Genomic DNA, 25287 nt, shown 5'->3' on the forward strand with positions numbered 1-25287 from the left:
TCAACGCCTATTGCGTCGAAAGCGACCCTGTCGACCAGAGCGGCGTGATCGTCCAGGTCCGCGACGATCTGCCGGCCAATCCCTTTAACCTTCGCTACACAGGCCTCGTTGGTGGTGTCAGGCGCTATACATGGGATGCCGACCCGGCATCGACCGCGGCGCAGCTCAACCGCATATCGCAGTTCGTCATGCGGTCCCGGCCGGGCTCCGGCTGGTCATGGGCTGACCTTCGCCCAATGCGTCTGTTTGTCGGTTACCCTCCATTCGACACGGTCGAACCCCTCACGGCCGGGCCGCACACGATCGGCATCGCGGCGGCCGACATCTTTGGCCGCCTGTCGCTCGTCCCTTCTGTCGTCGACGCAACACTCGACACGAGCGCGGAATCTCGCGTCGGCAAGCTCGACCTGTCCAACCCGGCGAATTCCGCCTGGATCTAGGGATCATCACCATGACTGTGACCACAATCCCCATCCTTGACGGGACGGGGGCAGCCTTCGATCACACTGCGATCGACGACGGCAGCGGCAACATCCTGCTCGGCCGGGTGGCCTTTACGGCGGATGGTCTGACCCCGGTCAATCCGAGCTCGGAAGAAAAGCAGGACGCGATCATCGCGGCGATCGCCGGCCTGTCGGCATCTCGCTGGCAGAGTGGCCCTGTCGTGCTGACGAATGCCGATCAGGCGCTGAAGGCCGCGGGGGCCGCCGGCGTCAAGAATTGGGCGACCTGGGGCGTCCTGATCTGCGACGCCACATGGACCGCCAACACGGTGCAGATCCGCGACGGCACGACCGTGCTGTTCAGCCTGCCGCTGCCGGCCGGCGCTGGCTACTACCCGATGCCAGCCGGTTTGGCGCTCGTCGGATCGGCGGCGACTGCGCTCAACATCAAGGCCGCATCCGCCGTGACCGGCGTCTGCACCGCCAATTTCGGCGGCCATTTCGGCTCCGCCTGATCCTCAAAACTTCGCCCGGTCGATCGAGAGAGGTCGCCTCCGCATGCCCGACAATTTTGCGAACCTGCTGCCGCTCGTCTCGTCTGTCGATGATCTGGTGGGCAACAAGACGGTAGACGGCGTCACCTCGACAGTGCGCGTCCCGCGCGCCAACATCACGAACGGAGCGTCGCCGGCGGATATCATCGCGGTTGCCGACCGTGCGACCGCGCTCGAGGGGGACCTCGCACCTGGCGCGCGGGCGATGCGCGGCGGCGCGAACATCGCATCTGCCTCGACCATCAATCTCGGCGCGGCAACTGGCGACTTCGCGGCCGTCACCGGCACCGCGACCATCAGCGCTCTCGGAACCGCTCCAGCCGGGATCGAGCGGACGGTTTACTTTACCGGCGTGCTGATCCTCACCCACTCTGGCACGCTGGTGCTGCCGACGGGCGCCAACATTACGACTGCGGTCGGCGACGTCGCCATTTTCCGGTCGCATGGCGGCGGCGCATGGAGGTGCGTCAGCTTTTTGCGGGCGACTGGAGTATCCGTTGGGCTGAACAAGGCGGCCTCGGCGACGGTCATCACGGGAACCGACGACAGTCAGTATGTGACTTCGGCTGGCGACAAGGCGGCGCTCGAAGCGCGGGTCGGGCCGCTGGATATCAAGACATCGTATGTCACGATCGTCACCGATGATCGTTTCGCCTATGGCAAGCGCCTGATCTCCGTCGAGACGGATAGCAACGACGTCGGCTATCGGTTCAACACGGATGACGGATACCTCCGCTCCAAGCTCGCCCTGAATGGCGGCGCGACCATCACTGTTGCTTGGGACGACATCGCCGGCGAGAACGTGATCGCCATCAACCCGGCGGCGATCGATGTCCCCGATCAGTCGGCGATTTGGTTTCACATGGGCCGTCAGCTCGACCGGGCCGACGTCGATGCAAATCTCTACCTGACCAGAGGAATGCTGGTCGATGGTACGCAGGTCGATGGGAAGGCGGGTGCCACAGCGTCATCGTCGGCGCCCGTCTTGGCATCGGCCGTCGTCGCGCCGAGCCATATTGTCGAGGTCCTGGACGATGGGTCCGGCATGGCGCAAATCTACAAGCGCAGCCGCGCCGGCGGCATTCGAACGGCCCTGACGACGAGCGGTCCGAACGGCGTTCCGGCGCTGCTGCCAGACGGCGACACCATCCTCTATCCGAGCACGCGCAGTGGCTCGCGCACGCTCTATGCGCAATCGATCCTCACCGGCGGCGAGGTGCTGGCCGAGAGCGGGCCGGAATTGGTCGGCTTCGGCAATTCGCTCATGGACCCCGGCTTCCTGCCGAGCCTGACGCCGCTCGGCTATACAGTCGACATCGAAGGCCGCTCGGGCCAGCGCGACGATCATATTGCGGCCCGTATGGGCGCTGTGCCTGTCACTCTTGTTGTCTCGGGAAACACCATCCCGACCAGCGGCAATGTCGCCGTGTCTTCGATCACGCCAGACATTTTCGACCACCTTGACGTCGATTGCTCTTTCCGCATCGAAGTTCTGGGGGCCGCAGGCGAGGTCATCCCCGGCAAGCTCACCAAGGTCTTCTCGACGGGTGTTATCGGCTTCACGCGCTACTTCGCCGGTGACGCGGTCACGGTCCCCAATCCGGCGACCATGCGCGTCATCTCGGGCAAGGGAGAGGGTACGCTTGACCCGTCAGCAGCCCTGAGCCTGGATGTTCTGCGTCGCCGTACAGCGCTGCTCTATCCCAATTTCAATTCGATCACGATTGTCGATGGCTCTTACCCGACCTCGGCCATCATCGCCCGAAACGCGGCAATGGTCGCGGCGCTCTTGCCCGTCATCAAGCGCTTTGCGTGGATCGGGGACGTCTGTGGCTATAGCCGTCTGACGGCGGCCCAGGCCGGAGGCTCTTACGCCGGCACGATCCCTGCGGACGATGTAGCCAGTCAGGTGTTGATTGAGCGCACTATCGCCATCAATGAGGCCAACCGCGCGGCTTGGGGTCCGAACTACTTCGACCAGACCGCCTACATGAAGTCGCGTGGCTATACGACGGTCAAAACTGTCAATGGCGTTGCCTACGACATCGTGCTGCCGTCGATCCTCACGGACGGCGTCCATCATGGGACGCTCGGCAAAACCGAAATTGCCCGAGGCATCGATCTTCATCTCAAGAGCCTTTACGGAGCCTGACCCGCCATGGCCAACACGCGCGTTTTCAGATCGCCTAACGCCCTGCAAAGCACGACGGGCCTGGTCCGCATCGGCAAGCACCCGATCCTTTCATATGGCATCAACCCGGCTGCCTTCCTGTTCTGCAAAGACTTCTCACGCCAGGAGGTCATCAATCAGTCCGCGATCCCGATCATCAATGCTCCAATTGGCGATCTCAGCGATACCGGCACCCCAACCGGGTTGTTGAAAACCGACACCCTCGCCCGTTCCGGCGGCGGGAAGCTGACTGGCATCTTGACCGCCGGGGCGCTGACGAGCGTCACGATCGATAATGGCGGCGGTTCATATAGCTCTGCCCCGCGCGTCTACGTCTATGGCGATGGCACTGGAGCCGCTGTCACAGCCATTGTGACGGCTGGTGTCATTACTGGCTACACGATCACGAATCCCGGCAGTGGCTATACCTTCATCGATCTCTATGTCGCGGGCGCTCGGATCATCGCCGGCAAAGGGCTGCAGATCGGGGACAACCAATCGACGCGCGTTCAGGTCGACACGGGCGCACAGTTGTTTCAGGCCAATCTCGGCCACGATTACTATGTTGCCGCCCACGTCACTGTGCCCTCTAAGACCGACGCGACCAACCCCAATATCATCTCCAAGATGGCGGGCAACGGAAATGGAACCGCCGGCATCTATCTTTCTTGGGGGCCGTCGACGGGAGGTCGCATAGACGGCAAGTTCTCCGGTTATACAGGCGGCAACGGAGACATCGGCCTTGCCTCCATTACCGGGGTCGGCGCCCCGGACAACGCCCCACACCACCTTGCCATTGCGATCGAGGGGGGCTTTCCGAAAGTCTACAAGGACAACACCCTTCGCGCGGTCGGGGCCTCCGTCGCGGCGACGCCGCTGACTGCCCTCACGCAGGAGATGGTCATCGGAAACCGCGGCGGCGTGATCGGTTTCACCGGCCATGCTGGCATGGTTGTGCATCTGTCCTACACGGTCGATCTCACCGTCGCCGGGATTACGGCAGCACAAATGAATGCAATCGACTTGGCCGCTCAGCGGGCCGGCAGTCTAACATGGCTCGCCGCCTGAATATTCGCGACGGCTGGCGATCTTGAAAGGAGCGGGCGGCCCGGTCAGCTGTGCTGTCCGGACTGCGGGGCCGATCCGGCAAGTCTGTCCCCGCCCGACGTCAGTGACCTTACCGTCGCCGCCGCTGCTGTGCACAGCCCGGTAAGACTCTGCCGCGTCGGGTTTTGATAGCAAGTGAGAGTATCAGATGTTCACGATGCAGCGCGCTGCTGACGGGTATCGACGCTGGCACCGTAACAACCTTCGCGGAGATCGACGCCGCCGGTTGGCCGGCCTGATCATGGCGACGCTCATCGATATCGACGTGTGGCGGGGCAATCCACTGTTTCTGCGGTTGGCGGGTCATACCTCTCAGCCGCGGGGTCGCAGCGCTTCGATCATGAACACAGACATCAAACGGTTGAAGCCTAGCATTCGTGCTCTCGTTTCTAAAACTTTTGGGTGTGGGACTCCACTTGCGCAATGCACAATGATACAACTCATTGGCTGTATTAATTCCTTCGGGGGAAGGGTTGCGATGGGGCTATACCGGCTTTGCCAAGGTATCGTTACACCGTTTGAGGGGGGATGCGCGGGACGAGTTGATGGCAATTGGAAGGCTCGGTTATGAGCCTGCCCACACTGCAAGATATTGACGTTTGGCGCGGCAATAACCTCCCGCCAATCGAATGGCCTTGGCCGGACGGCTATGTGGCTACGGTCGACTGCCAGCTAACGATCTGGAGCGGAGCAGAACTGCTGATTGTCGCGGACGGTGGCGGCAGCCTGATCGTTGATACCGTCGCCCGCAAATTCATCTGGTCCCGCACGTTAGCGGAGAGCCGCATGATCCCCTTCGGCCGCATCGCTCAGTATGAAATTGAGGATCGGGACGGCGGCGAAACGACGATTTTCTACGGCGCCGTCAATGGGCTGGGCGGACTCAACCTCGATAGCGACGAGCCGCAGGCGACGGGCCAGCTCGATTTCTCCAGTCCTTACAATTCCGGAAACCTTCTCCTCGGGTGGGTGTGATCATGTCAGGCTCAATCGTTACCAAGCCCATCCGCGATGGCGCCGGCAACCTCATGCAGATTCAGTGCTGGGACTTGTCTGGGACAGGCGCGGGGCCTTTCGTCCCCCTTCAGTTTCTGTCGTCGGCCAGCGGTCTCGGCGTTGTCGACTTCGAGGCGTTGTCTGCGACGCAGGTCGCTGCGATCAACGCCATCACGTCCACGATTGACGATGGCGTTCCGATCACCGCGGCGGCGTTGCCGTTGCCGGCGGGCGCCGCGTTGGAAGCTGGCGGCAATCTGGCAGCGATCAATACCAAGCTCGGCACTGCTCTGCCGCTTCCGGTCGGCGCCGCTGCTGACGCCAGCTTAGGCGGGGCAAACGCCGACGCGGCGGCAGACACAGGCGCGAGCACGACCAATGGCTTCCTGCGTTGGCTTCGCGACAAGTTCGTCGCCGGCATCACGCTCGCGGCCAGCTCAGCGGTCATCGGCAAGGTCGGCATTCAGATCGGCGGCGCCGACGTCGCCGCAGCCAACCCGATACCGGTCAGTTCTGCCCCCGGAACACTCACCTATGGGCAGATCGTCATGACTGGCTCCGCGGTCCAACTCCCGTCCCGCGCACTGGTGAATGGTCTTGTGATCAAGGCGCGCGACACCAATGCCGGAAACGGTTTCGTTGGCGCCTCAGGTGTCACGGCGACCGATAATGGGACTGGCAACGGCTATCGCCTCTCGCCGGGAGACGCATGGTCCGGCACGCCAACGAACGCCAACCAAGTCTATGTCATCGGCACCGCCGGTGATGTCTTCTATTTCACCGGGAGCTAGGCCGCCATGCCGATCCCCGCTATTCCCCCCACCGGCATTGTAGTTGCAACTAAGGCCACCGCCGCTGATCGCACGCAGACGGGGTTGGATCGTGTTCAGACCGGCGCCGACGTCATTTTGGCTAATGCGGCGCGTGACGCTGCACTGGCCTATACCAACGCCAAGGCTGACATCGCGACGGGCCGCGCATCCGTCGCGGACGGCCAGTATTTTGCCGTGATCGGCACAGTCGGTTCCGGTATCGCGGCCACGCTCTACCGCCGGGACAGCAGCACCACGCAGACTCTCGTCAACAGGCTGCCGGCGTCGGACGCGATTGTCACCGATGGCAGTTTCGGAGCGTTCACCATCCAGGCGCTTCATCCAGACACCGGATATCTCGGCGTAATCACTGCCCCGGCTTTTACCGGCTCGGGCAAAGAAAAGATCCTGATGATCAAGCGGGATGGCACCATTCAATTGGCCGCCTCCGCCGACAGCATTGTCCCCGCAGACGCGCTGGGCCCTGACGCAGTCCGCCTCTTGCCCGCCGGAGCGTCCTCAAGGTTTGTCCATCGCGACAGCGGCTACCTCATTCCCTTCGAGGCAGGTGGCGTCCTGCTCGGCGGCTTCACGGCCGAGGGCAAATTCCGCGCCGTGCTCGACGAACAGTCGGTGTTTCCGGCCGGTATCGGCGGCGGCAGCGCGATCACTATGCCGACAAAGTCGCTCTCCATGTGGGGCGACAGCATCACGGCCAATATGACTGGCAGCGCTATCGCGGCGCTGATCGGCCAGACCTTCAACAATATGGGCAGGGGGGGTCAGCGCTCGGGCGAGATCGCGGCGCGGCAGGGCAGCAAGCCGCTGCTCGTCACGCCGACCGGCAACACGATTCCGGCGTCTGGCTCCGTCGTCCTGACGGCGATTTCCGATGACGTGCTCTTTAATGCCGGCACTTGGCCGAGCAACATCGCTGTTGTGCTTCAGGGGGTTGAGGGCAGCCTCACAGCGGTGTCCGGTGGCGTCGGTGGCAATCCTGTCGGCAGCGGCGTCTACACCTTCACCCGAACCTCGCCCGGCAGCGCCGTCGCGTGTCCGCCTAACAGCGTGATGACGGTTTCCAACGCGGCGCTCTACCGGGGCGACACGATTTATCTGTGGGTCGGGCACAACAATGCCGGTCAGGCCGCGGTGATCACCGACCTCGAGCGGATGGTTCGCTACCTCACGCCGACCATCCAGCGCGTGCGCATCCTCACGCTGATCAATGACGGCGGCTCCGCCCAGGCGACGAACAAGGCGATTAAGGCCCGCTTCCCAGCCCATATGGTGTTCGACATCAGGCAATATCTGATGGATTTCGGCCTCTCCGACTGCGGCATGACGGCCGACAGCGCGGATCTCGCTGCGATCGCCGCCGGCAATATCCCGCCGCAGCTTCGCGGCGGCGACAGCATTCACCCCTCCTCGACCTGCAACACGCTGTGCATCGAGCCGGCGATCGCGCGGGATTACCTCAACCAGGGCTGGAACAGATAATGGGCTTCGTATTGTCCGGCGCTGATGCGCCCACCAAGCCGTCTCCCTTCGGCAAGCTGCTTGATGACCCCTTGATGTCGGAGGGGACACTTGCGCTTTGGGATCCGCGCCATCATCTATGCGCGTTTACGGGTGTCCCCATTCAGAGCCAGGTCATCGGCAACGCTGCCAAGAACCAGGCGGCGATTGTGCTCGGGCTTGATGCGTCGCTGCTCGACTTCACAGCGTCCGTTACCGTCACGGGCACGACTGAGATCAAGATCGAGCGCTCCGGCAAGGGCGGGCTGCATACGATCCTGTCGCAGGTCAATGAAACGGTTTCGAACAACAAGTGCGTGTTCAACGGGCCATCGGCTCTTCGCGACTATCTCTTCAATCTCGTGCCTTCCGGGGCAGTTGGCATCTGCATCTGGCAGCGGGTGACACGCAGCGCAATCGCTGCGGGGCCGAGTGCTTCCACGACGCACCTGGTTTCGTCTTCGTCTGGAAATGTCTTTTTGTGGGCTGCTCCCGGAGGTTCGCTCAACGGAGCTTCTCCGCTCGGAACATTTTCCGCGAACAGTGCCGAGGGCGCCAGGTTCAACACCATCGGTATCAACGCCTGGAGCGGGACAAAGCCTGGATCGTCCAACAGTACCGGGCTTCAGATTGGCGGTTCGCCCGGAGGTGTCACTGGGAACGCGAATAACAACAAGAAGTCGTCCAACATCCTTTACCGGGTGCAGATCGAAGACCTAACGAAATCGAAGCGCTCCAACAGCGGCTTCGGCGGCACGGTCACCGAGGAATACAATGCCTTCCAGGCCGCCATGTATGCCCAGTTCCAGAAGGAATTCGCGGCCGGTGGCGCCTTCTATGGCGACACCTTCACCGATCCGGCAACGTTCCCATAGGGACGGCCTGACGGCCTGATCCACTCATCTTCCGGAGACACTACATGACCGCGCTCACGGCGGCGCAGATCCGCGCGCTGGCGGCTCGAGCAGGATTGCCTGAGGCCTGACTGAGAGGACTCTTGTACTGCTTTGAAACCGGTCTTAAGGCAACTGTATCTGCCCCCTCAGACTGTGCAGAACCAAGTGGCGCCAGCTGCAAACACGAGTCGCATGCCACAGCGGAGGCCTCTTTCGGGAGGCCTACCGCTGTCGCGAAAGAGGGGGCCGGTTGCGGCCGGCCTCGAGGCCGCGCGAGCTGAGGCGTCTGCCGGCTCCTTTCCCGCAAAGCGTGGTAGGGCAGGGGAGGGGGTCTTTATGCCAAGCCCCGGTCAGCGACCGTGAAGGAGCGCATCAAACTGCTCGGCTTCGCGATCCTCTCGCTCGGCGTCATAGGGTTCGGCATCGCCAATCTCTACACGGCGGTTACGATCGGCGAGGTCCGCTCACGTAGCGGCTGGATCGCCTACGGAGAGCAGCCGCTGCTCTTCCTCGCCATGACAGGGATCTATGTCGGCGGAGCGGTGCTGTTTTCCGTCGCCCTCCATATCGTCATAACTCAGCAGCGCGCTTTCGAACGGTCCATGAAGCGTAGCCGCCCGGCGCTCGACGACGCGAAGCGGCGCCCCGCCGATCACCGATAGCGCCCGCAGCGCCGAATTCTCCCATCATCTCCGGAGTTCAACATGAAGCTCGTCAGTGACTGGCGCGCGGTGCTGAAGCACGCGTGGTCGATCCGTCTCATCCTGCTGGCTGCCCTGTTCTCGGGGCTCGAGGTCGCGCTGCCGATCATCGGTGACGAGATCCCGCCGCGCCTGTTCGCCGCCCTGACGCTGATCGTCGTGGCGGGCGCCTTCCTCGCCCGCATCGTCGCGCAGCCCAAGACGATGGGAGGCGACGATGCCGGTTAATAAGATCCAGAGCAGCCGGCGCGCGAAAGCGGCTATCGCCGGAGCCGGAGCGGTCGGCGCCGTCGCCTTGGCGAGCGTCGTCCTGATCCAGCCCTGGGAGGGCCGCAGCCTCGTCGCCTATCGGGACATCGTCGGCGTGCTGACAATCTGCGACGGCGACACGGCGAATGTCCGCCCCGGCATGAAGGTGACGCCAGCTGAATGCGATCGGCGCACGGCCGTCCGCGTCCGCCGCGACTATTTCGAGCCGCTCAAGGGCTGCATCTTCGGCTTCGAGAAGCGGCCGATCAGCTGGCAGGCGAGCATGATCTCGCTCGCCTACAATATCGGGACCGGCGCGGCCTGCAACTCAAGCGCCGCGCGCCTCGCACGCCTCGGCAAGCTGCGCGAAAGCTGCGAAGCGGCCACCGCGTTCAACAAGGCCGGCGGCAAGACAGTGCCCGGCCTCGTCAAGCGCCGAGAGATGGGCGACGCGACCCGCATCGGCGAAGCCGAGCTTTGCGTGAGCGGGCTGTGATGGCCGCGCTCCTCTCACCGCTTGGTCGCTGGATCGTGGGCGTAGCGCTCGTGCTGGCGGCGCTGGCGGGTCTCTATGGCCTCGGGCACCGCAACGGGGCTGCCGCAGCTGATGCCCGCTGGGACGCCGCTATGGCGGCCGAGCAAACGCGGCAGGCTTCTGCCCGCGCGAAGGCCCTCGATGCCGCAGTCGCGCGCGAGCTAACCCGCGCGGCCGAGAACGAAGCCCTCGAGCAACAGGTCGACGACTATGAGAAAGAACTGGCGACACGTCCGGCCGATGCTCGCTGCGTGCTCGATCGGGATGATGTCGACCGGCTGCGCAAGCTCCAGGGTGACGCCGCGCGTTGACCTGCCGCCCATGCCGGCGACGGTCCAGCAACCCTGTCACCATCCGGCGATCGAGGCCGGCGCGGATCCCCGCCTACCACTTGCTCGTTACATCGGTGCGCTGAAGGTCTGCGAGGGAAGACGGGCGGATGCGGTCGCGTTCTATGACGACCTTCGAAAGGGCTTCCAATGACGGAAATTGGCAGCGTGAAAACGGAAATCAGCTGGAACCTCGGCCTCACCGTCGTCGGCTTCCTGAGCATGTTCACCGGCGGCATCTGGGCCTTTGCCGACGCCTCGAACAATATCAACGACCTCATCGATCGGATGGACAAGTTCGAAGCCGGGGCCACCGTCCGGCGCGCCGCCACCGACGCCCGTTTCGGCAAGATCGAGGATCGCCTGCAGCCACTCGATAACTATCAGTATCGGACAACGACCGTTGAGGCGCAGGTGAAGGCGATCAATGAGCGGCTCGATCGCGGCTTTGATGTCCAGCGCGATTCCATGGAAGCGTTACGCAAGAGCATCGGCGACGTGTCGCTGCAGATCGGGCTTCTCTCGCAGCGCCTGGATGCGGTCGTGCCGAGGAAGGGGGCGAGTGCCGCACAGAATAGTGTGTACGCGAAGAACTAAGAACTAGAAGGAGCGTCAGCCCGCCGCCATCGCGTCTGACAGAGAAAGAACGTCACCGAATTGAAGCATAAGCAGTCCGCGCAGCCTCTTAAGGTCCGGCTCTGACTGCGCAGCAGATCGTATGATGGTCGCATGCATCGGCTGATCAGGTTGAGCGTCGTCGAAAACACAAAACGCTCTATTGTCCGTTTCATCGAGAAGCGAACGGGCGGCATTGGCCGTTCCAGCCATCACGCCAACGACCGCCTTTCCATCCTTACCCTCTACTAGCTTGCTCGCTTGTCGGGCCAACTCCTCATCTCCGAGATGCTGTCGTCTCAAAAGCGATAAGCCTCGACGGAGCAAGTCATCCATCGAAAAGGCAGCCGGTGTCGGCTTCCCAGTCTTCTGGTTAATATGATGCGGAGACACAATCACCCGCAAGAGCTGTTCATGATCCTGAATAGGGCCGTGGGGGCTGTGCGACACAACCTCGCACGAGCAGAGCGAGCCATCGACCATGGTCCGTCCTTAAGCACTCAGGATGACGGCCATTAGGTCCTTAGGCAGAGATTTCCTGTTGTAGGGTGCGACCCCGCTGGCAACCAGCTGAGTTCTGTCGTCGGTCCGCGACAATGCATGCCCATAATAGACGATGGTCTGATCGCCCTTGAAGCTGAGGTCTATATACGTCGTAGGGGCCTGCCAGAAGAGACCTATGTCACCGCGAGATTCCACCATTGCGGCCGGCGCGTCCGAACTCACAGGAATCAGGTCAAGAATAGCGAGGGCATCCTCGATAGCCTCTTTTGAGGGCACCACAGCGCCGTCACCATCCCAATCAGCATCGAGATGTTGGTAACTTAGTATCTGTGCTGCCAACTCGGCTTTCGGATCAAGCGTGGGCACCAAGTGACTAGACGCGATCGGAGCGGCTACGGCGGTGCTGCTTGACGCATTGGCGGCGCTAGGACCAGTAACAGTGCAGGCAATGCCCACCGTACCAATGACAACTCCAGCCACAGCTGTTCGAACGCGCTTCATTGCAGCGCGCGCGGCGGATCGCGGCACTGGCCGTGTATTTGACAACGCGTATCCCGGGTATGCGGTCGCCGCGGGACTAGCGGACATGTCTACCAAAGACGTCTGCAGGCCGGTCAAACCACGCTCCTCCGCATTCCGATCTGCTCTGCCATCGAATCTACCAAGTACCCCAATATCGACGACTTGTTGATAGCGTGCAATTCATTCATCAGATTATCAATCTTGCCGTCAACCGGTCCGAACAGCCTCATATAGGCGGCGGGCTGGAAAGCGTCCAGCCGCAAGAGGGAATCAAAGCGGACAATAGACGTTCCGTCCTCCTCGGTGGCGTCAATATGCATCCTGTCGAGCAATTTGCCACCGATCGCCAATTCCTTCGAACGGAACGAGCCTTGATGCAGGTGCCAGAGCGGTGAGTTGTTCGCGTCCCATAACGCCTCAGGAAAATATCTACTGTCTCTTCTGATCAGATTATCTATCGAATAACTCTTCGCGGAACCGTTCCATTTAAATGTATCGATATATTGCAAGCTAATGCTTGCCACGACGTTCCCGGATCGGGCTAGGTGCTTCGCGCTCGAAGCCAGAAGGTTGCGCGCGCGGCCCCAGACGTCTGCCCACCTGGTGTAGGTAGCACAATTAACAACCAGGGTTTGCATATTAGCCAACAGTCGCCAGTCGATCGAGCCGTCTCGTTTGAATGACTGGAATGCTATGCCGGACTGCGCGGCCTGCTCCGCGCTATCGAACGGCCCGATACTAAAGTGGAAAATCTGAGGTATCTCAATCTTCGGCAGCTCGGCCTTCCACTCGCTATGCGCAGCCTGCAAATCCTGCAGTGACTTCTGGTCGAACGGACGCTGGAAAATCAGGGTAAAGACGACCTCCTGAACGGAGTGATGACCGTATATAGGCTCAAACGGCAAGGCCCCCTCCGTGCGTCAGAATTGCTGACCGATATCACAGTCCTGTGGATGGGTCACTTTCGCGATATGGCGGACTCTTGTCCGCCCTTCGGTCCGCGCCATCGACGAGTCTTCATTGCCGATAGCGCTAATCACCGGCTAATGGTGATGCAAGCCGAAACTTCCCAGTCGCCCCGATCGCAACGTCCGGGTTGCGTCGAGGGGCCACGGTACAGTCGACCGCGTCAGATCTGCGTTGGACAAGGCTGCCGCCGATGCGGGGATCCTCGATCAAGCCTAACCTTCGTCCCGGCGACTGAGCCGTATTCTGAACGGAAGACATGGCGGCGGCCCAACACCTCATGAGCCGCCTTGCTTGCTCACGTACTGCGTTGACCGGCCCCCTCGAACAAAATCCGCCGCATTGTCTCTTCGCCGATGATCCTCGCGACGTTCTTGAAGGCGAAGAAGGGAAGCAGCGAGACGAACAGGATCACGACGACGATCGCGAGCCCCAGCAGGCCACCTCCACCGAAGGAGAAGGGGCTTTCAGTTGAAACGCTTCCTCTTATCCAAATGCTCACGGCGCGCTCGATCACGTGGAAGCCGAGAAAAAGAGCGCTACAGAAAGCCGCTTCGAAGAGGATCGACCAGATAACAGGCTTGCGACGAAGCCATCGCGCGAAGTCGAAATGCTCGGCGACTAGCATGATCTTCCCAAGCACAAGAGCGTTCAGGATCGCGAAACCCTGAAGCGCGATCGAATCTCCAGCCTCTCGCCGGGTGATGTCCTGATTGAGCACGAATAGCGCGAACAGCACCCAAAGATAGAGGAAGAGCGCAAGGAAGAGTCGAAACTCCCCGATCAGCCGCGCCGTGAGGGAGCGGGGTTTGCCGGCGTCAGTGGTGCTGCGGCTGTCCTGGTTCATCGGCGGGTCCGCTCCAGCAGCTCAATCTCCTCGGCAAGGATCGGTACCGCGAGATTGCAGGCGGCAACGCCGTACCCGACGCTGATTTTGAGCACGTCCATGATCTCCGACACGCTCGCGCCTGCGGCGAGCGCCCCCTTGATGTGGCGCCGCGTCCCGGGCGCATACATGTGGGTAAAGGAGGCATCGAACGCGATGCTGAGCAGTTCCGTCTCCTTCGGCGAGAACACGCCCGCGCCATAGATGCCAGCGCCGGTTGCCATAAACTCGTCCGTCCAGCTTGGATCGAGCTGGAAGAATGGGTCCCAGGCCGTGTTCCATTGGCCGATCGCCTTCATCCGGTCGCAGGCAGGCGTTTCCCCCACAGGCCGGACCGAGGCCGCGAGGGCTTCAGACCCCGCTTCCTCGCGCAGGATCGGGGCCGCCAGGCTGCAGCTATGAATCGCCATGACCGATCCCATCTTGATAACGGTCAGGATCTCGTTGCGCGTTGCGCCGGCGCCAAGCGCGGCGCGGATATGCTGGCGCACTCCGGCACGGTCGAGATTGGTGCAGGCTGTGCAGAGCGCGACCGCCACGAGCTCTACGAAGCGCGGAGTAAGAGTGCCGCTCGTCCAAGCATTCGTGCTCATGGCACGACAAAAGGCCGCCCACTCCGCGTCCCACTCCTCTAAAATCGCATAGGCCATCGCTGACCAGGGCCCGTTCGGGCCGATCTGGGTGGACTTCACCATGCTCGCTGTCCTTCGTGCCATCAAACCAAACGCCACCGCCGGCTGGCATGGGGAACGCGCCCTCGGCTGAGCGGTCCCCTCTTCGTCATGCAGTGCCGAATTCATCAGTCCGGCTCGGGCATCGGGAAGGCTGTCGGGTCGTGCTGCCAGACGAGGCAGGTGTTCCCGGCCGGATCGGCGATCACCGCGTGCCACGCAGTGCGCGGAACCGCCGTCTTTTCCTTGACGATGCTTCCGCCCAGGCGAGTGACCGCGTCGATCGTTTCGTCGATGGAATCGACTTCGACGAAATTCATCCAGCCTTGTTGTTCAAAGCGCGGCCGACGGGCGATGCCTCCGGCAGACAGCGGCGCCGCCTCTGCATCGAGAGTGATGCGCCAGTAATCGACGCCCTCGACGCGCTCGATCCGCCAACCGAACAGGCCGCGATAGAACGCCACCAGTGCTTCCGGCTCGTCACCATAGATTTCGAAATTAGTCAGGTGTCCTGCCATGATGCTCACTTTGCCAAGAAGGACGGGACGGCGCGTTGTGGCGCCGTCCCAAAAATTACAGCCTCAACCGGAAATGATACCTTTGGCGGCCGCCGCCGCTTCCATCGCGAGCTTGGCGGCTCCCGGCGGCACCATGCAGTAGGCCATCGGGTGCGAGTCGCCGCCGTTCTTGGCGGTCGTCTTCTTGCCGTCCGTATCGAAGACGAGGAAGCCCTTGTCGCCGTCGCGGCGGTTGGGGGGCAGGCCGAGATGGGCAAGCGTCTCCTCGACGCTGTCATACCAAACGCCGACCTTCAGGATCTCGCGCGCCTCATCGGTATTGGCGACCTTGCGGCCGAACTCCTCGGCGATGCGCACGGCACCTTCGATCTGCTGCACCGAGCTGCGGCGCTTCTTGTCGGGACCCCAGATATTGTCCTCGTTGCCGACGCGCACATGCTGGCCGAGCACGATCGCCATCGCCGAGAGGGAGATCAGCCCCCGCATGCTCGACCAGAAGGTGGAGACCGCGCCCTGCGGCACCTGCCGCAGGAAGTCCATCCAGTGATAGGGGTTGCGGCCAAGCGTCCCGCCGCCATAGCCGGCGATGGCGAGGTTCATCGGCCCCATATAGACGCCGGCACGGATCAGCCGCTCGATGATCTCGAGCTGGTGGACGTGTGCCGGCACGAAATAGGGCTGGATGCGATTGGCGCGAAGCCGCTTCAGATGCTCGAGATAGAAGGCCGGCCCTGCATCGACCCACATGCCCGACCATGCGGCCTGGACCTGCGGATTGTTGTCGAGATGAGTGCCCTTGATATCGTCGGGGACGAACATCGAGACGACGTCCCACTGCGTCGTGCCGGTTGCCACGGTGACGAAATCCGGCTTCGGGTCGAGCTCGGTCAGCATGTGGCGGGTGTCGTAGTCGAGCCACTTGGCCTTGGCCTCAGCCGTATGCGGCGCGAAGGAGATCGAACCGCCGACCTGCAGGATCATCTTCGGCACAGCCTGCCGAAGGCGGCCGAGGAAATAGTTGTACTGATCGAAATTGGTCGAGCCCTGGCCGGTGGCGGGGTCGCGGACATGCACGTGCAGCATGGTCGCGCCGGCATTGTAGCAATCGACCGCCACCTGGATCTGCTCGTCCCAGGTCAGCGGGATATCGGCATCGCCGGGCAGCCACTGGGGCCCGAACGGAGCGGCCGTGATGATCAGCGGCTGCATGTTCTCGGGAAGAATTGAATCGTCCGTGTAGTACATCGTGTCCTCGCTTCTGCTCGGCCGGGCCTTTTCCCGACCTACCGGAGAACAGCCGAGCGGATCGGCAAGCCCCTAACCCCGGGCACCGCGAGTCTTGCAGGCATGGGAAAACGCTCCCGGAAAGGCGAAATGCGCGCCCTACCAGCCTGGCTTTCTCCAGCCGACTTCTTGAGACCTTTGCGACGCCTGCCGCCGATCCGCTCGTCCCGCCGAGCCTGCGGATCCCCCCGACGGCTCGACTTGTTCTAAAATTGATCTACCGCAAGTTTTACCGATCGACTTGCGAGTTTCCGACGGCCGTGAAAATTTCGTCGGATTGGGGGGAGGACTATCGATGACAGAGGGGTGGCAACGGGTCGGCGCGATGAGCGCGCTCCCGAGCGTCCTGCGCGATCTCGGGGTCGATCCTGCCGAGGTGGCGGCTGCGGCAGATGTCGAACTTGAACTGCTTGCCGATCAGGACAGCCAGATTCCGTTCCGCTCTGCCTGTCTGCTTACCAAGGTGGCGGCAGAACGAACGGGATGCGATCACATCGGCTTGCTGGTCGCTGCCCGCGAGGGAAGCGACACCCACAGTATTGGTGCCGTCGGCATGTTGATGCGGAACGCGCCGACGTTGGGGCGCGCGCTGCTTGACCTTTGCGAAAACCATCATCGCTACGTACGTGGCGGCGTGCCCTATCTCGTTGCGCGCGACGGATCTGCCTGGCTCGGCTATGCCATCTACCAGGACCCAGGGGCGTCGGCGGAGCACTTCCAAGTTGGCGCGCTGGCCGTTGGCTTCAGCATGGTCAAGGAGTTGTGCCAAGCTCGGCCCGTTGAAGTTCTTCTTTCGCGCCGGCCGCCTGCCGATCCGCAGCCATACCGACAGTTCTTTGGCGCTCCGGTGACATTCGATGCCGACCAGTCGGCGCTCGTGTTCTCGACGGATGCGCTCGCGCTGCCCGTCGTGCGTGCCGATCCGGCTGCCCGGCAGGCCCTTGAAACACAGGTCCGCGATTATTGGGCTATCGACCTCCCGAAAGTGTCTGATCAGGTCGTCCGCCTGCTACGGCCGAGAGTCCTCTTCACGGATGACCGGTTGGCCTCCGTCGCCGCAGCGCTCGCGATGCATCCCCGGGTCCTGGAGCGCGCCCTGCAGGCCGAAGGTACGAGCTTTCGGGCGATCCTGAACCACACGCAAGTCGATGTTGCGCAGCGGCTGATGGCCCGGACCCGTCTCAGTATTACCGCGATCGCGGCCGCGCTCGGCTACGCCGACACCAGCGCCTTCAGCAACGCCTTCCGCCGGCAGACCGGCCAGTCGCCGCGCGTCTGGCGCACAACCCACTTGGCTCAAGGCACCTAGTCGATAGTGTTGCTGCGCCAGGGAACCGCCGGGGCAGGGCGCGAGATGGCAAACGGAGTGTGGGCGACCGCACCCCGTTGCGTTCCGAGATCGCTCGCGAAGTTGGCATGTCCAAGCACCAGCAGGTGCAAGTCGTCCGCGTGGCCAGTAATCCCGAGCCAGGGTTGGGCGGTCACAATCCAGGTGGTCCCACCGCTTATGCAGGCGGTGAGGCCTTTGCGAGAGCCTGTTTCAGCCTGATCTTCGCCTGCGCATTGCGGTGCAGAATGAGCCTTGTGGCTTCGTCAGGCGCGCTCTCCGGAGAACCCGCGTTGAACGGCGGAGACGGGTCATATTCGATCGCCAATTGGATCGCCTCGGCAACATCTAGCCCGGCGAGCTCGGCGACGATGAGCAAGGCAAAATCGATGCCCGCTGTTACCCCGCCGGCCGTGAAGATATTGCCATCTCGCACTATGCGACTGGGTTCATGCGTCGCATCGATCAGCGGAAGGAGGTCGCAGAACGCCCAATGAGTCGTAGCGCGGCGGCCTTGGAGAAGGCCAGCGGCGCCCAACAGGAAGGCGCCGACGCAGACAGAAGTGATGTAAGTCGCCTGCGCGGCCTGGCGACGAATGAAAGCCACCGTCTCGGCATCTTCGACGGCATCTGCCACCCCCGCACCGCCGGGAACGCAGATGAGGTCGAACTTCGGACAATCGTCAAAAGTACAGCTCGGCATGAAGGTGAGGCCGCGGTCGCTTGTGACGGGCAGCATGCTCTTTGCCACGACATGCGTCTTCGACTGGGCGAACCTGCTCGGCTCCGAAACAGAGGCTGGCGTCCCAATCCGGCTCAGGACTTCGAACGGTCCGGTGAAATCCAGTTGCGTGATGCCAGGGAAGATGACGAAGCCGATATTGAAATCCGACATGAGTATCTCCGTCGAATGGGCCGGTAGGCGATGGCGGATGCTGAAGATGATATGCGAGTGACGCACGGCAACAAGCATGGCTGGACACCGCTCCGACCCGGTAGGCACACTCCTGCTGGGGCGCGAATTCGAGCGCCAAGTCGAAAGCGACCCTCCGCCTATCGTCACCGCCCCTGCAGAACTTCCGGGCAATCGCCTGGACGTCCGAGGGGTCTAGCCCTTCCCGATCAACTCAGCCCTGGCCGACTATCGCGTCAAGGCTTTCGTCTGGCACGTCGCAGCTATCGCGCGACAGGCGTCGCCCTAAGGCGATGGTTGGATTCCCAATCGAGGAACCGATGCAGAACAGGTTGGAACAAGCACTCGGTTCCAACCGGCCTAACCACATGAAATCGTTCGCGGTGCGCGCCTCGCCCCCAGGCACCATTCTTCTTTTCACATCACGTCTGTTGCCCAGCCTGCCGCGTCTTCGGGATTGCGGCCGGGGACGATCCCTCGTAACCAACGGCCATGATGCGATCGGGCCGGTCGAGGCGACCTGCGCCCTGCGACACCGCACGGAGCCCTCGATGACGCCTGAGACCGTTGCCTTTCCGCCGCATGCCCGGCCCGATATCCGGGCGTTGTCTGCCTCCCGGATCCGCGTCATCGCCAATGCGGCGATGGGGCGGCGCGACATGGCCGCCTTCTGGTTCGGCGAGAGCGACCAGCCCACGCCCGCTTTCATTTCGGACGCCGCCATCGCTTCGCTTGGGCGGCAGGAGACGTTCTACACGCAGAATCTCGGTCGTCCGGCGCTACGCAGCGCGATCGCCCGATATAGCAGCGCGCTACACGACATCGCGCTCGATGACGACCGCATCGCCGTGGTCGCCTCAGGCGATTCGGGACTGATGCTGACGTCGCAGATGCTGGTCTCGCCGGGAGACCGGGTCGTCGTGGTGACACCGATCTGGCCCAATATCGCGGAGATGCCGCGGATCATGGGCGCCGATGTCGTCCGCCATTCGCTCGTCATCGAAAATGGCCGCTGGCGGCTCGATGTCGACAGGCTGATCGCTGATTTGACTCCCGATACGCGGATGCTGATCGTCAATTCGCCCAACAACCCCACAGGCTGGACGATCGAGGCCGAGGACCAGGCCGCGCTTCTGGCGCACTGCAGGCACCACGGCATCTGGATCCTCTCCGACGACGTCTATGAGCGTCTGGTCTTTCGGCCGGGTGTCGAGGTGGCGCCGTCGATACTGGCGATTGCCGATGCCGAGGACCGGCTGATCGTCGTCAACAGCTTCTCCAAGGCCTGGCGCATGACCGGATGGCGCGTCGGCTGGATCACGGCACCGGCGGCGATGATGGGGGACCTTGCCAAGGTCATCGAGTACAATACGTCCTGCCTTCCGGACTTCACACAGCATGGCGCGATCGCGGCGGTCTCCGATGCGCAGAGCGAGGCGACGGTGAGCCGCTTCCGGGCCGATCTCGCGCAGTCGCGCGGGCTCCTGGTCGATGGGCTGAAGGGGCTCGGCGGCGTCGAGGTCCCCGAAGCGGATGGTGCGATGTACGCCTTCTTCCGCATCGAAGGCCGTCCCGACTGCATGGCGCTCGCGCGCGATCTCGTCGATCAGGTCGGGCTGGGGCTGGCGCCCGGCAGCGCCTTCGGGCCGGAAGGCGAGGGCTGGCTGCGCTGGTGTTTCGCGGCGGCGCCGGACAAGATTGCAGACGGGCTCGACCGGCTACGCAGCTTCCTGCGCTGAAGCCGTCAGACCAGAAGCGACTGACCCCCGTCGATCCAGATCGGCGTTCCGGTGATGTGACGCGAGCGATCGGAGGCGAGGAAAACGACGAGGTCGGCGACTTCTTCACTGGTGCCGGGCTCGCCGCGCGTCAGCGGAACGGTGCCTTGCGGAAATTCAACGGGGACCGGCGGCTCGACGCCCTGCTTCTCGGTGTTGTCGTCGATTTCGGTGTCGATGGCACCGGGACAGATAACGTTGACGCGGATGCGATAGCGGGCAAGTTCCAGCGCCGCCATCTGGCCGAGCGCCAACTGCCCGGCCTTGGTGGTCGCATAAGCCGAGGCGCCGGGCGTGGTAAAGGTGCGCGTGCCGTTGATCGAGGATGTGATGATGATCGACCCGCCCGTCTCCAGCATGGCCGGCACGGTGTAGCGCAGCGTCAGGAACGTGCCGCGCAAATTGATGCGCGAAGTCTCGTCCCAGTCATCCGGCGATAGCTCGTGCAGCGGCGCCCAGACACCATTGATGCCGGCATTTGCGAAGACTATGGAAAGACTGCCCAACTCGTCGAGCGTCCGCGCGACGGCGCTTTCCATCGCAACGGCATCGGCGATGTCGGCAGTGATGGCCAAGGCATGGCGACCGCGTTCCCGGATCTCAGCCGCAACGGCGTCGATCTCGTCTTGAGAGCGGCTGATGACGACGACGTCGGAGCCCCCATCAGCGAGCTTCAAGGCCGCCGCCCGGCCGATGCCGCTGCCCGCGCCAGTGACGAGCGAAACCTTGCCTTGAAGTTCCATCGACGGTCCTTGCTGTTCGGCGCGGCATTGTCGCGTTGTTGATCAGCGGCGGCGGGCGGAACGGTACCGCTCCTGCCCGCCGCCGTAACGGTCGCCTGATCAGGCAGCGGCCTTCTGGTTGAGCGCGGCCGTGCCGAGCTTTGAAAGCGCCGCATCCGTCGCCTTCTCTTCGCCGAGGGTCGCGTCGAGCAGCGCAACGGCGTCCTTCATGCCGAGCTGCTGTGCCCAGGCGCGCAGCGTGCCGTAGCGGGCCATCTCGTAGTGCTCGACGGCCTGTGCCGCGGCGACGAGGCCGGGATCAAGCGCCGCTGTGCCGGCGAAATCTTCCATGATCTCCTTGCCTTCCTCGACGATGCCGAGAATGGCCTCGCAGGTCTTGCCGCGTGCCGGCTTGCCGACCAGTTCGAACACCTGTTCCAGGCGGTCGACATGCGTCTCGGTCTCGTCGCGATGCTTTTCGAAAGCAGCGGTCAGCTCAGGCGACTGTGCAGCTTTTGCCATCTTCGGCAGAGCACGGAGGATCTGCTTCTCGGCGAAGTAGATGTCCTTGAGGGTCTCAAAGAAGAGGTCGTTCAAATCCTTGGGCTGCTTGGCCATGTGTCTTCTCCAGCAATTGGGGTGGCTCCGGCGCAGTCTTCGCCCCCAGCGATAGACGAACCGTCGAGGCTACAAGTCGCCGAGGTCGCCAGACGTTCCATTGCATCGTCGCAAACCGCGGTGCCGGCCACTTCGGAACGATCGGCGCACCGTTGGATTGGGTCGGTAGAAGGTGGCCGCCATCGCCGCCGCTCATACCAACATCATCAATCCTTCCGGGAGACGAAAGCCGTGAACGCTTATCCAAGACCGCCCTTCCCGAGCCAGCCGCAGCCCATGCCGGGCGCGACAGCCAGCATGGATCCCGTGCCTGACCATGGAGAGACGTCCTACAAGGGTTCGGGACGCCTCAAGGGCATGAAGGCCGTCATCACCGGCGGCGACAGCGGCATTGGCCGCGCGGTGGCGATCGCCTATGCCCGCGAGGGCGCCGACGTGCTTATCTCCTATCTCAATGAGGATGCCGACGCCGAGGCGACGCGGGCGCTCGTCGAGAAGGAGGGCCGCAAGGCCGTGCTGGTGGCAGGGGACATCCAGAATTCGGCCCATTGCCGCGCGATCATCGACAAAGCAATGCAGGAACTCGGCGGCATCGACATCCTTGTCAACAATGCCGCGCATCAGGCGAGCTTCACGTCGATCGAGGATATCAGCGACGAGGAATGGGACCTGACCTTCCGCGTCAACATCCATGCGATGTTCTATCTGACCAAGGCCGCCGTCCCGCACATGAAGGCAGGCGCCTCGATTATCAACACCGCCTCGATCAATTCGGACAGCCCCAGCCCGCACCTTCTCGCCTATGCGACGACGAAAGGCGCAATCCAGAACTTCACCGCGGGACTTGCGCAACTGCTGGCCGAAAAGGGCATTCGCGCCAACAGCGTCGCCCCCGGCCCGATCTGGACGCCGCTCATTCCCTCGACCATGCCCGAGGACAAGGTCACCAATTTTGGCAAGCAGGTTCCCATGCAGCGCCCCGGCCAGCCGGCGGAACTCGCGACGGCCTATGTGATGCTCGCTGACCCGCTTTCGAGCTACGTCTCCGGCGCGACGATCGCCGTCACCGGCGGCAAGCCGATCCTCTAGCGATGGCCCCCGATCTGCGGGAACCGGCCTCTGTGCCGACCCGTTGGTCAGGAAATGACGAGGGGCCCTCGCTGCCGCGGGGGCGGAGGGGCTCACTCGAGCAGCCGGTGCCGGACCATGCAGTTCGACAAGATCTTCGCGGCGTTCGCCAACCGGGCAGCACGGGCGGCCGGCAGTCCGGTAGCGTTCCTGATCTGCGTTGCAGGCGTCGTGCTCTGGGCCATATCCGGCCCGTTCTTCGGATTTTCGGAGACGTGGCAGCTCGTCATCAACACGAGCACGACCATCATCACCTCAGGAACTCGAACGGCTGCATCTGCGCTGCGAGGATATGGCTCGTCGCGCGTCAGCAGCGGTCGAAAAGGCCAAGCAGGCGCGCCGCGCCCGTGGACACGCCGTCTAGACGTATCTGCTCAGACGGTGCGACGGCGACGCCTCAGCCGCGCCATCACCATCGTCGTCAGTTCGCCGAATTCGCGCATGCCGAGACGACGGGCCACCACGGCATAGACGCCGACGCCGACGCCGCAGAGGATGATTGCCCGCAAGACAGCGACGCCAACATGCAGGCCGGGCAGCCACTGCATCAGTCCATAGCGGAGCGCGAGGCCACAGCCGATGGCGACTGCGGCGGCGAAGCCCGAGCGCACAGCGCCGTCGATCATGCCTGGCGCCGTGCCAAGGGCCATGCCGCGGTCGCGCGCCTCGCGCTCGAAGCGCCGCCGCTGCAGCCAGCCGAGAACAAGGACATAGACGATGATGGCGATGGAGCTAGCAATGGCAAGGCCGATCGCGCCTGCCTGCTGGCGCAGCACCACATAGAGCGGGATCAGTATGATCGTGACGGCCGTACCGACAATCGTCGGCACCCATGTACTGCCGAGCGCATAAAAGCCGCGGCTGATCAGGGTCTGCGCAGCCCATCCGCACAGGCCGATGCTCATATAGGCGAGCACAGTACCGGTCGCGGCAGCGTCGGCGGCGCTGAAGCGGCTCGCGAACGCCCCCCAGACGAGATAGACCGCCTCAACGCCCGCTAGCGTCATGCAGACCTGCGCTGCGAAAGTCGCCACCAGCATCAGGCGGACGGCGTGGACCAGCACGCCATAGGCCTCGGGAATGCTGCCGGCCGCAACCATCCGGCTCAGCGAAGGATAGGCGGCGACGCCGACCGCCATGCCGAACACGCCGATCGGTACATTCATCAACGTGCGCGCATATTGGAGATAGGAGAGCTCGCCCGCCGCGAGATAGGATGCCTGGTTCTTGATGATCCACTGGTCGACCAGCACGATCGAGAAGCCGATCATGATCGGCAGCGACAACACGAGGTAGCGGCGCAAGTCCGGATTGCGGAAGGAAAGGATCGGATACCAGCGCATATGGCCCCTTAGGCAGCCATAAAGCGGCAGTCCGAACGGTCCGACGATCGAACCGACGAGCACGCCCCAAGCAAAGCCATCGGCGCCCCAGCCTAGATACGCCCCGACGAGGCCTCCGGCGATGATGCCCACCGAATAGACGAGCGGCGCCATGGCCGGCAGGACATGGCGATCCTGCGCTTGCAGCGTCGCCGAAAGCAGCCCGCCGACAACATGGAAGAACTGCGCCGGCAGGATGATCCGCATCAGGCGAACCAGTGTGTCGACTTCGGCGGGATCGTTGAACCCCGGTGCGACGACGCCTGCCAGTGGCCGCGCGAACACCATGAGCAGCACGATGCCGAGCGTTCCGGCCAGCAGCATGAAGTTCGCAATGACGCTGAAGGCCCGCCAGCCGCCCTCCTCTTCGCCGCGCTGAACATGCGCCAGGAAGATCGGGATGAAGACGATCGAAAGAGCACCGGCCGCGAGCAGGTAATTCAGGAAATCCGGCAGCGTGAACGATGCGAAATAGAGATCGGCCTGCCGACTGGCGCCGAGCGTGCGCCCGACAATCTGCTCGCGCACGAGGCCGATGATGCGCGACAGGAAGATCGAGGTCGCCCAGATCGCCGAGGCGATGCCGATGGTACGAGCCCGGCTGGGCGCGGTCTGTGCAGGCTTTGTCTCGTCCACGCGATCATTCCCGGCGCGCGATTCGGCGCCATCTGCCGGGACATTAGGTGAAAACCCTCTCGAACGGCGAGCGTCATAAAGCCCCGCCCGTCGAGGGGCGGAATCAGCCCTTCATCAGGCGGCGGGAATTGGCGCGAACGCGGCGACGATAGGACGCCACGACATGGTCGACCGCCTTGCCGGACATCAGCGCCATGGTCGCATCCTCGGCGGCCGCTAGCTTCTCCGCCACCATCAGCCGCGCTTCCGCCTCAGCCTTCGGGCCGCCGGCCGCCATCTTCATGGTGCGCAGGAAGATCACCTGCTGCGACTCGAAGGCAAGGCTGGCGAGATTCTGGAAGAGCGAGAACATAGTGAAACCCTTATGCAGCGGAACGCACATCGATGGGTGCGGCGCTGCAGCCGGGCTCTCGATTTCGGACGGGGGAATGTGACCCTTTCGCCGCTGCCTTTCAATGCCGATTATGGCCGGCAGTTGCGTGTTCATGGGGCCGGCCGACAATAAAG

The 25287-nt window shown here is 63.1% G+C and carries 29 protein-coding genes; 17 read left to right on the plus strand and 12 right to left on the minus strand.

All coding sequences use genetic code 11. The features are described from left to right. From BUB39_RS06235 to BUB39_RS06300, 13 genes are all read left to right on the plus strand, one after another. Positions 1–440: hypothetical protein (locus BUB39_RS06235; RefSeq protein ID WP_210187037.1), on the plus strand; the 440-nt coding region annotated here is incomplete at its 5' end. A gap of 11 nt (positions 441–451) precedes the next feature. Next, entirely contained in the window at positions 452–958 is a 507-nt protein-coding gene (locus BUB39_RS06240) for a hypothetical protein (RefSeq protein WP_073052083.1), read from the plus strand. A 43-nt stretch (positions 959–1001) separates the two neighbouring features. Then, a complete protein-coding gene (locus BUB39_RS06245; protein ID WP_073052085.1) occupies positions 1002–3149 on the plus strand; it encodes a TolB family protein in 2148 nt (715 codons plus the stop codon). 6 nt (positions 3150–3155) lie between these two features. Further along, positions 3156–4235: a hypothetical protein gene (locus BUB39_RS06250; RefSeq protein ID WP_073052091.1), complete on the plus strand. Its 1080-nt coding sequence runs from the start codon at positions 3156–3158 to the stop codon at positions 4233–4235. A 606-nt stretch (positions 4236–4841) separates the two neighbouring features. After that, positions 4842–5249, plus strand: coding sequence for a hypothetical protein (locus BUB39_RS06255; protein ID WP_073052093.1), 408 nt, complete (start codon positions 4842–4844; stop codon positions 5247–5249). Between the two features lie 2 nt (positions 5250–5251). Next, complete coding sequence (locus BUB39_RS06260) at positions 5252–6061, plus strand: hypothetical protein (protein WP_073052095.1); 810 nt, start codon at positions 5252–5254, stop codon at positions 6059–6061. Between the two features lie 84 nt (positions 6062–6145). Beyond that, positions 6146–7582, plus strand: a complete 1437-nt coding sequence (locus tag BUB39_RS06265) for a hypothetical protein (RefSeq protein WP_073052096.1) — start codon at positions 6146–6148, stop codon at positions 7580–7582. Further along, positions 7528–8475, plus strand: coding sequence for a hypothetical protein (locus BUB39_RS06270; RefSeq protein WP_139251354.1), 948 nt, complete (start codon positions 7528–7530; stop codon positions 8473–8475). Before BUB39_RS06265 ends, BUB39_RS06270 begins: the two co-directional genes overlap by 55 nt. Before the next feature lie 380 nt (positions 8476–8855). Beyond that, positions 8856–9158: a hypothetical protein gene (locus tag BUB39_RS06275; RefSeq protein WP_073052098.1), complete on the plus strand. Its 303-nt coding sequence runs from the start codon at positions 8856–8858 to the stop codon at positions 9156–9158. 42 nt (positions 9159–9200) lie between these two features. Further along, positions 9201–9425 carry a DUF7940 domain-containing protein gene (locus BUB39_RS06280; protein WP_073052099.1) on the plus strand — a complete coding sequence of 75 codons (225 nt, stop codon included), beginning with the start codon at positions 9201–9203 and terminating at the stop codon, positions 9423–9425. Continuing rightward, a complete protein-coding gene (locus tag BUB39_RS06285; RefSeq protein WP_073052101.1) occupies positions 9415–9942 on the plus strand; it encodes a lysozyme in 528 nt (175 codons plus the stop codon). The genes BUB39_RS06280 and BUB39_RS06285 overlap by 11 nt, the downstream gene beginning before the upstream one ends. Then, positions 9942–10292, plus strand: a complete 351-nt coding sequence (locus BUB39_RS06290) for a hypothetical protein (RefSeq protein ID WP_073052103.1) — start codon at positions 9942–9944, stop codon at positions 10290–10292. Before BUB39_RS06285 ends, BUB39_RS06290 begins: the two co-directional genes overlap by 1 nt. A gap of 168 nt (positions 10293–10460) precedes the next feature. Then, positions 10461–10907: a hypothetical protein gene (locus BUB39_RS06300; protein ID WP_073052107.1), complete on the plus strand. Its 447-nt coding sequence runs from the start codon at positions 10461–10463 to the stop codon at positions 10905–10907. 15 nt (positions 10908–10922) lie between these two features. Here BUB39_RS06300 and BUB39_RS06305 read toward each other — a convergent pair whose 3' ends face one another. The 6 genes from BUB39_RS06305 to BUB39_RS06335 form a co-directional block, all read right to left on the minus strand. Beyond that, entirely contained in the window at positions 10923–11408 is a 486-nt protein-coding gene (locus tag BUB39_RS06305) for a hypothetical protein (protein ID WP_073052109.1), read from the minus strand. A 635-nt stretch (positions 11409–12043) separates the two neighbouring features. Then, positions 12044–12856, minus strand: a complete 813-nt coding sequence (locus tag BUB39_RS06315) for a TIGR04255 family protein (RefSeq protein ID WP_073052112.1) — start codon at positions 12854–12856, stop codon at positions 12044–12046. A gap of 359 nt (positions 12857–13215) precedes the next feature. Next, positions 13216–13764, minus strand: a complete 549-nt coding sequence (locus BUB39_RS06320; protein WP_073052113.1) for a hypothetical protein — start codon at positions 13762–13764, stop codon at positions 13216–13218. Then, complete coding sequence (locus BUB39_RS06325; protein ID WP_084526924.1) at positions 13761–14603, minus strand: carboxymuconolactone decarboxylase family protein; 843 nt, start codon at positions 14601–14603, stop codon at positions 13761–13763. Before BUB39_RS06325 ends, BUB39_RS06320 begins: the two co-directional genes overlap by 4 nt. Next, entirely contained in the window at positions 14603–14992 is a 390-nt protein-coding gene (locus BUB39_RS06330) for a VOC family protein (protein ID WP_073052115.1), read from the minus strand. Before BUB39_RS06330 ends, BUB39_RS06325 begins: the two co-directional genes overlap by 1 nt. Before the next feature lie 63 nt (positions 14993–15055). Beyond that, positions 15056–16237, minus strand: a complete 1182-nt coding sequence (locus BUB39_RS06335; RefSeq protein WP_139251356.1) for a beta-keto acid cleavage family enzyme — start codon at positions 16235–16237, stop codon at positions 15056–15058. 364 nt (positions 16238–16601) lie between these two features. Here BUB39_RS06335 and BUB39_RS06340 point away from each other — a divergent pair, with 364 nt between their 5' ends. Further along, positions 16602–17585 (plus strand): AraC family transcriptional regulator, encoded by a 984-nt coding sequence (locus BUB39_RS06340; RefSeq protein ID WP_073052116.1) that lies wholly within the window; start codon positions 16602–16604, stop codon positions 17583–17585. A gap of 196 nt (positions 17586–17781) precedes the next feature. Here BUB39_RS06340 and BUB39_RS06345 read toward each other — a convergent pair whose 3' ends face one another. Beyond that, complete coding sequence (locus BUB39_RS06345) at positions 17782–18498, minus strand: DJ-1/PfpI family protein (protein WP_073052821.1); 717 nt, start codon at positions 18496–18498, stop codon at positions 17782–17784. Between the two features lie 569 nt (positions 18499–19067). On the opposite strand from BUB39_RS06345, the gene BUB39_RS06350 reads away from it, so the two are divergent. Then, a complete protein-coding gene (locus BUB39_RS06350; RefSeq protein WP_073052822.1) occupies positions 19068–20255 on the plus strand; it encodes a pyridoxal phosphate-dependent aminotransferase in 1188 nt (395 codons plus the stop codon). A 5-nt stretch (positions 20256–20260) separates the two neighbouring features. On the opposite strand, the gene BUB39_RS06355 is transcribed toward BUB39_RS06350, so the two are convergent. Both BUB39_RS06355 and BUB39_RS06360 read right to left on the minus strand, forming a co-directional pair. Continuing rightward, positions 20261–21037, minus strand: a complete 777-nt coding sequence (locus BUB39_RS06355) for an SDR family oxidoreductase (protein ID WP_073052117.1) — start codon at positions 21035–21037, stop codon at positions 20261–20263. Between the two features lie 99 nt (positions 21038–21136). After that, positions 21137–21634, minus strand: coding sequence for a YciE/YciF ferroxidase family protein (locus tag BUB39_RS06360; protein WP_073052118.1), 498 nt, complete (start codon positions 21632–21634; stop codon positions 21137–21139). A gap of 231 nt (positions 21635–21865) precedes the next feature. Between BUB39_RS06360 and BUB39_RS06365 the strand changes: the two genes are divergently transcribed. Then, positions 21866–22723 carry an SDR family oxidoreductase gene (locus tag BUB39_RS06365; protein ID WP_139251358.1) on the plus strand — a complete coding sequence of 286 codons (858 nt, stop codon included), beginning with the start codon at positions 21866–21868 and terminating at the stop codon, positions 22721–22723. A 92-nt stretch (positions 22724–22815) separates the two neighbouring features. Here the strand turns inward: BUB39_RS06365 and BUB39_RS25920 are convergent, their stop codons facing one another. Then, positions 22816–23013 carry a hypothetical protein gene (locus BUB39_RS25920; protein WP_342168838.1) on the minus strand — a complete coding sequence of 66 codons (198 nt, stop codon included), beginning with the start codon at positions 23011–23013 and terminating at the stop codon, positions 22816–22818. Here BUB39_RS25920 and BUB39_RS25925 point away from each other — a divergent pair. Next, positions 22916–23233: a low affinity iron permease family protein gene (locus tag BUB39_RS25925; protein ID WP_342168827.1), complete on the plus strand. Its 318-nt coding sequence runs from the start codon at positions 22916–22918 to the stop codon at positions 23231–23233. The two genes, BUB39_RS25920 and BUB39_RS25925, sit on opposite strands and share 98 nt — an antisense overlap. Here BUB39_RS25925 and murJ read toward each other — a convergent pair. Both murJ and BUB39_RS06380 read right to left on the minus strand, forming a co-directional pair. Next, positions 23137–24780 carry a murein biosynthesis integral membrane protein MurJ gene (gene murJ, locus BUB39_RS06375; RefSeq protein WP_073052120.1) on the minus strand — a complete coding sequence of 548 codons (1644 nt, stop codon included), beginning with the start codon at positions 24778–24780 and terminating at the stop codon, positions 23137–23139. The genes BUB39_RS25925 and murJ overlap by 97 nt on opposite strands. Before the next feature lie 103 nt (positions 24781–24883). Continuing rightward, positions 24884–25132: a hypothetical protein gene (locus tag BUB39_RS06380; protein WP_073052823.1), complete on the minus strand. Its 249-nt coding sequence runs from the start codon at positions 25130–25132 to the stop codon at positions 24884–24886. Positions 25133–25287: the final 155 nt, after the last annotated feature.

Origin of the sequence: Kaistia soli DSM 19436, assembly GCF_900129325.1 — a bacterium.
Taxonomy (GTDB): Bacteria; Pseudomonadota; Alphaproteobacteria; order Rhizobiales; family Kaistiaceae; genus Kaistia; species Kaistia soli.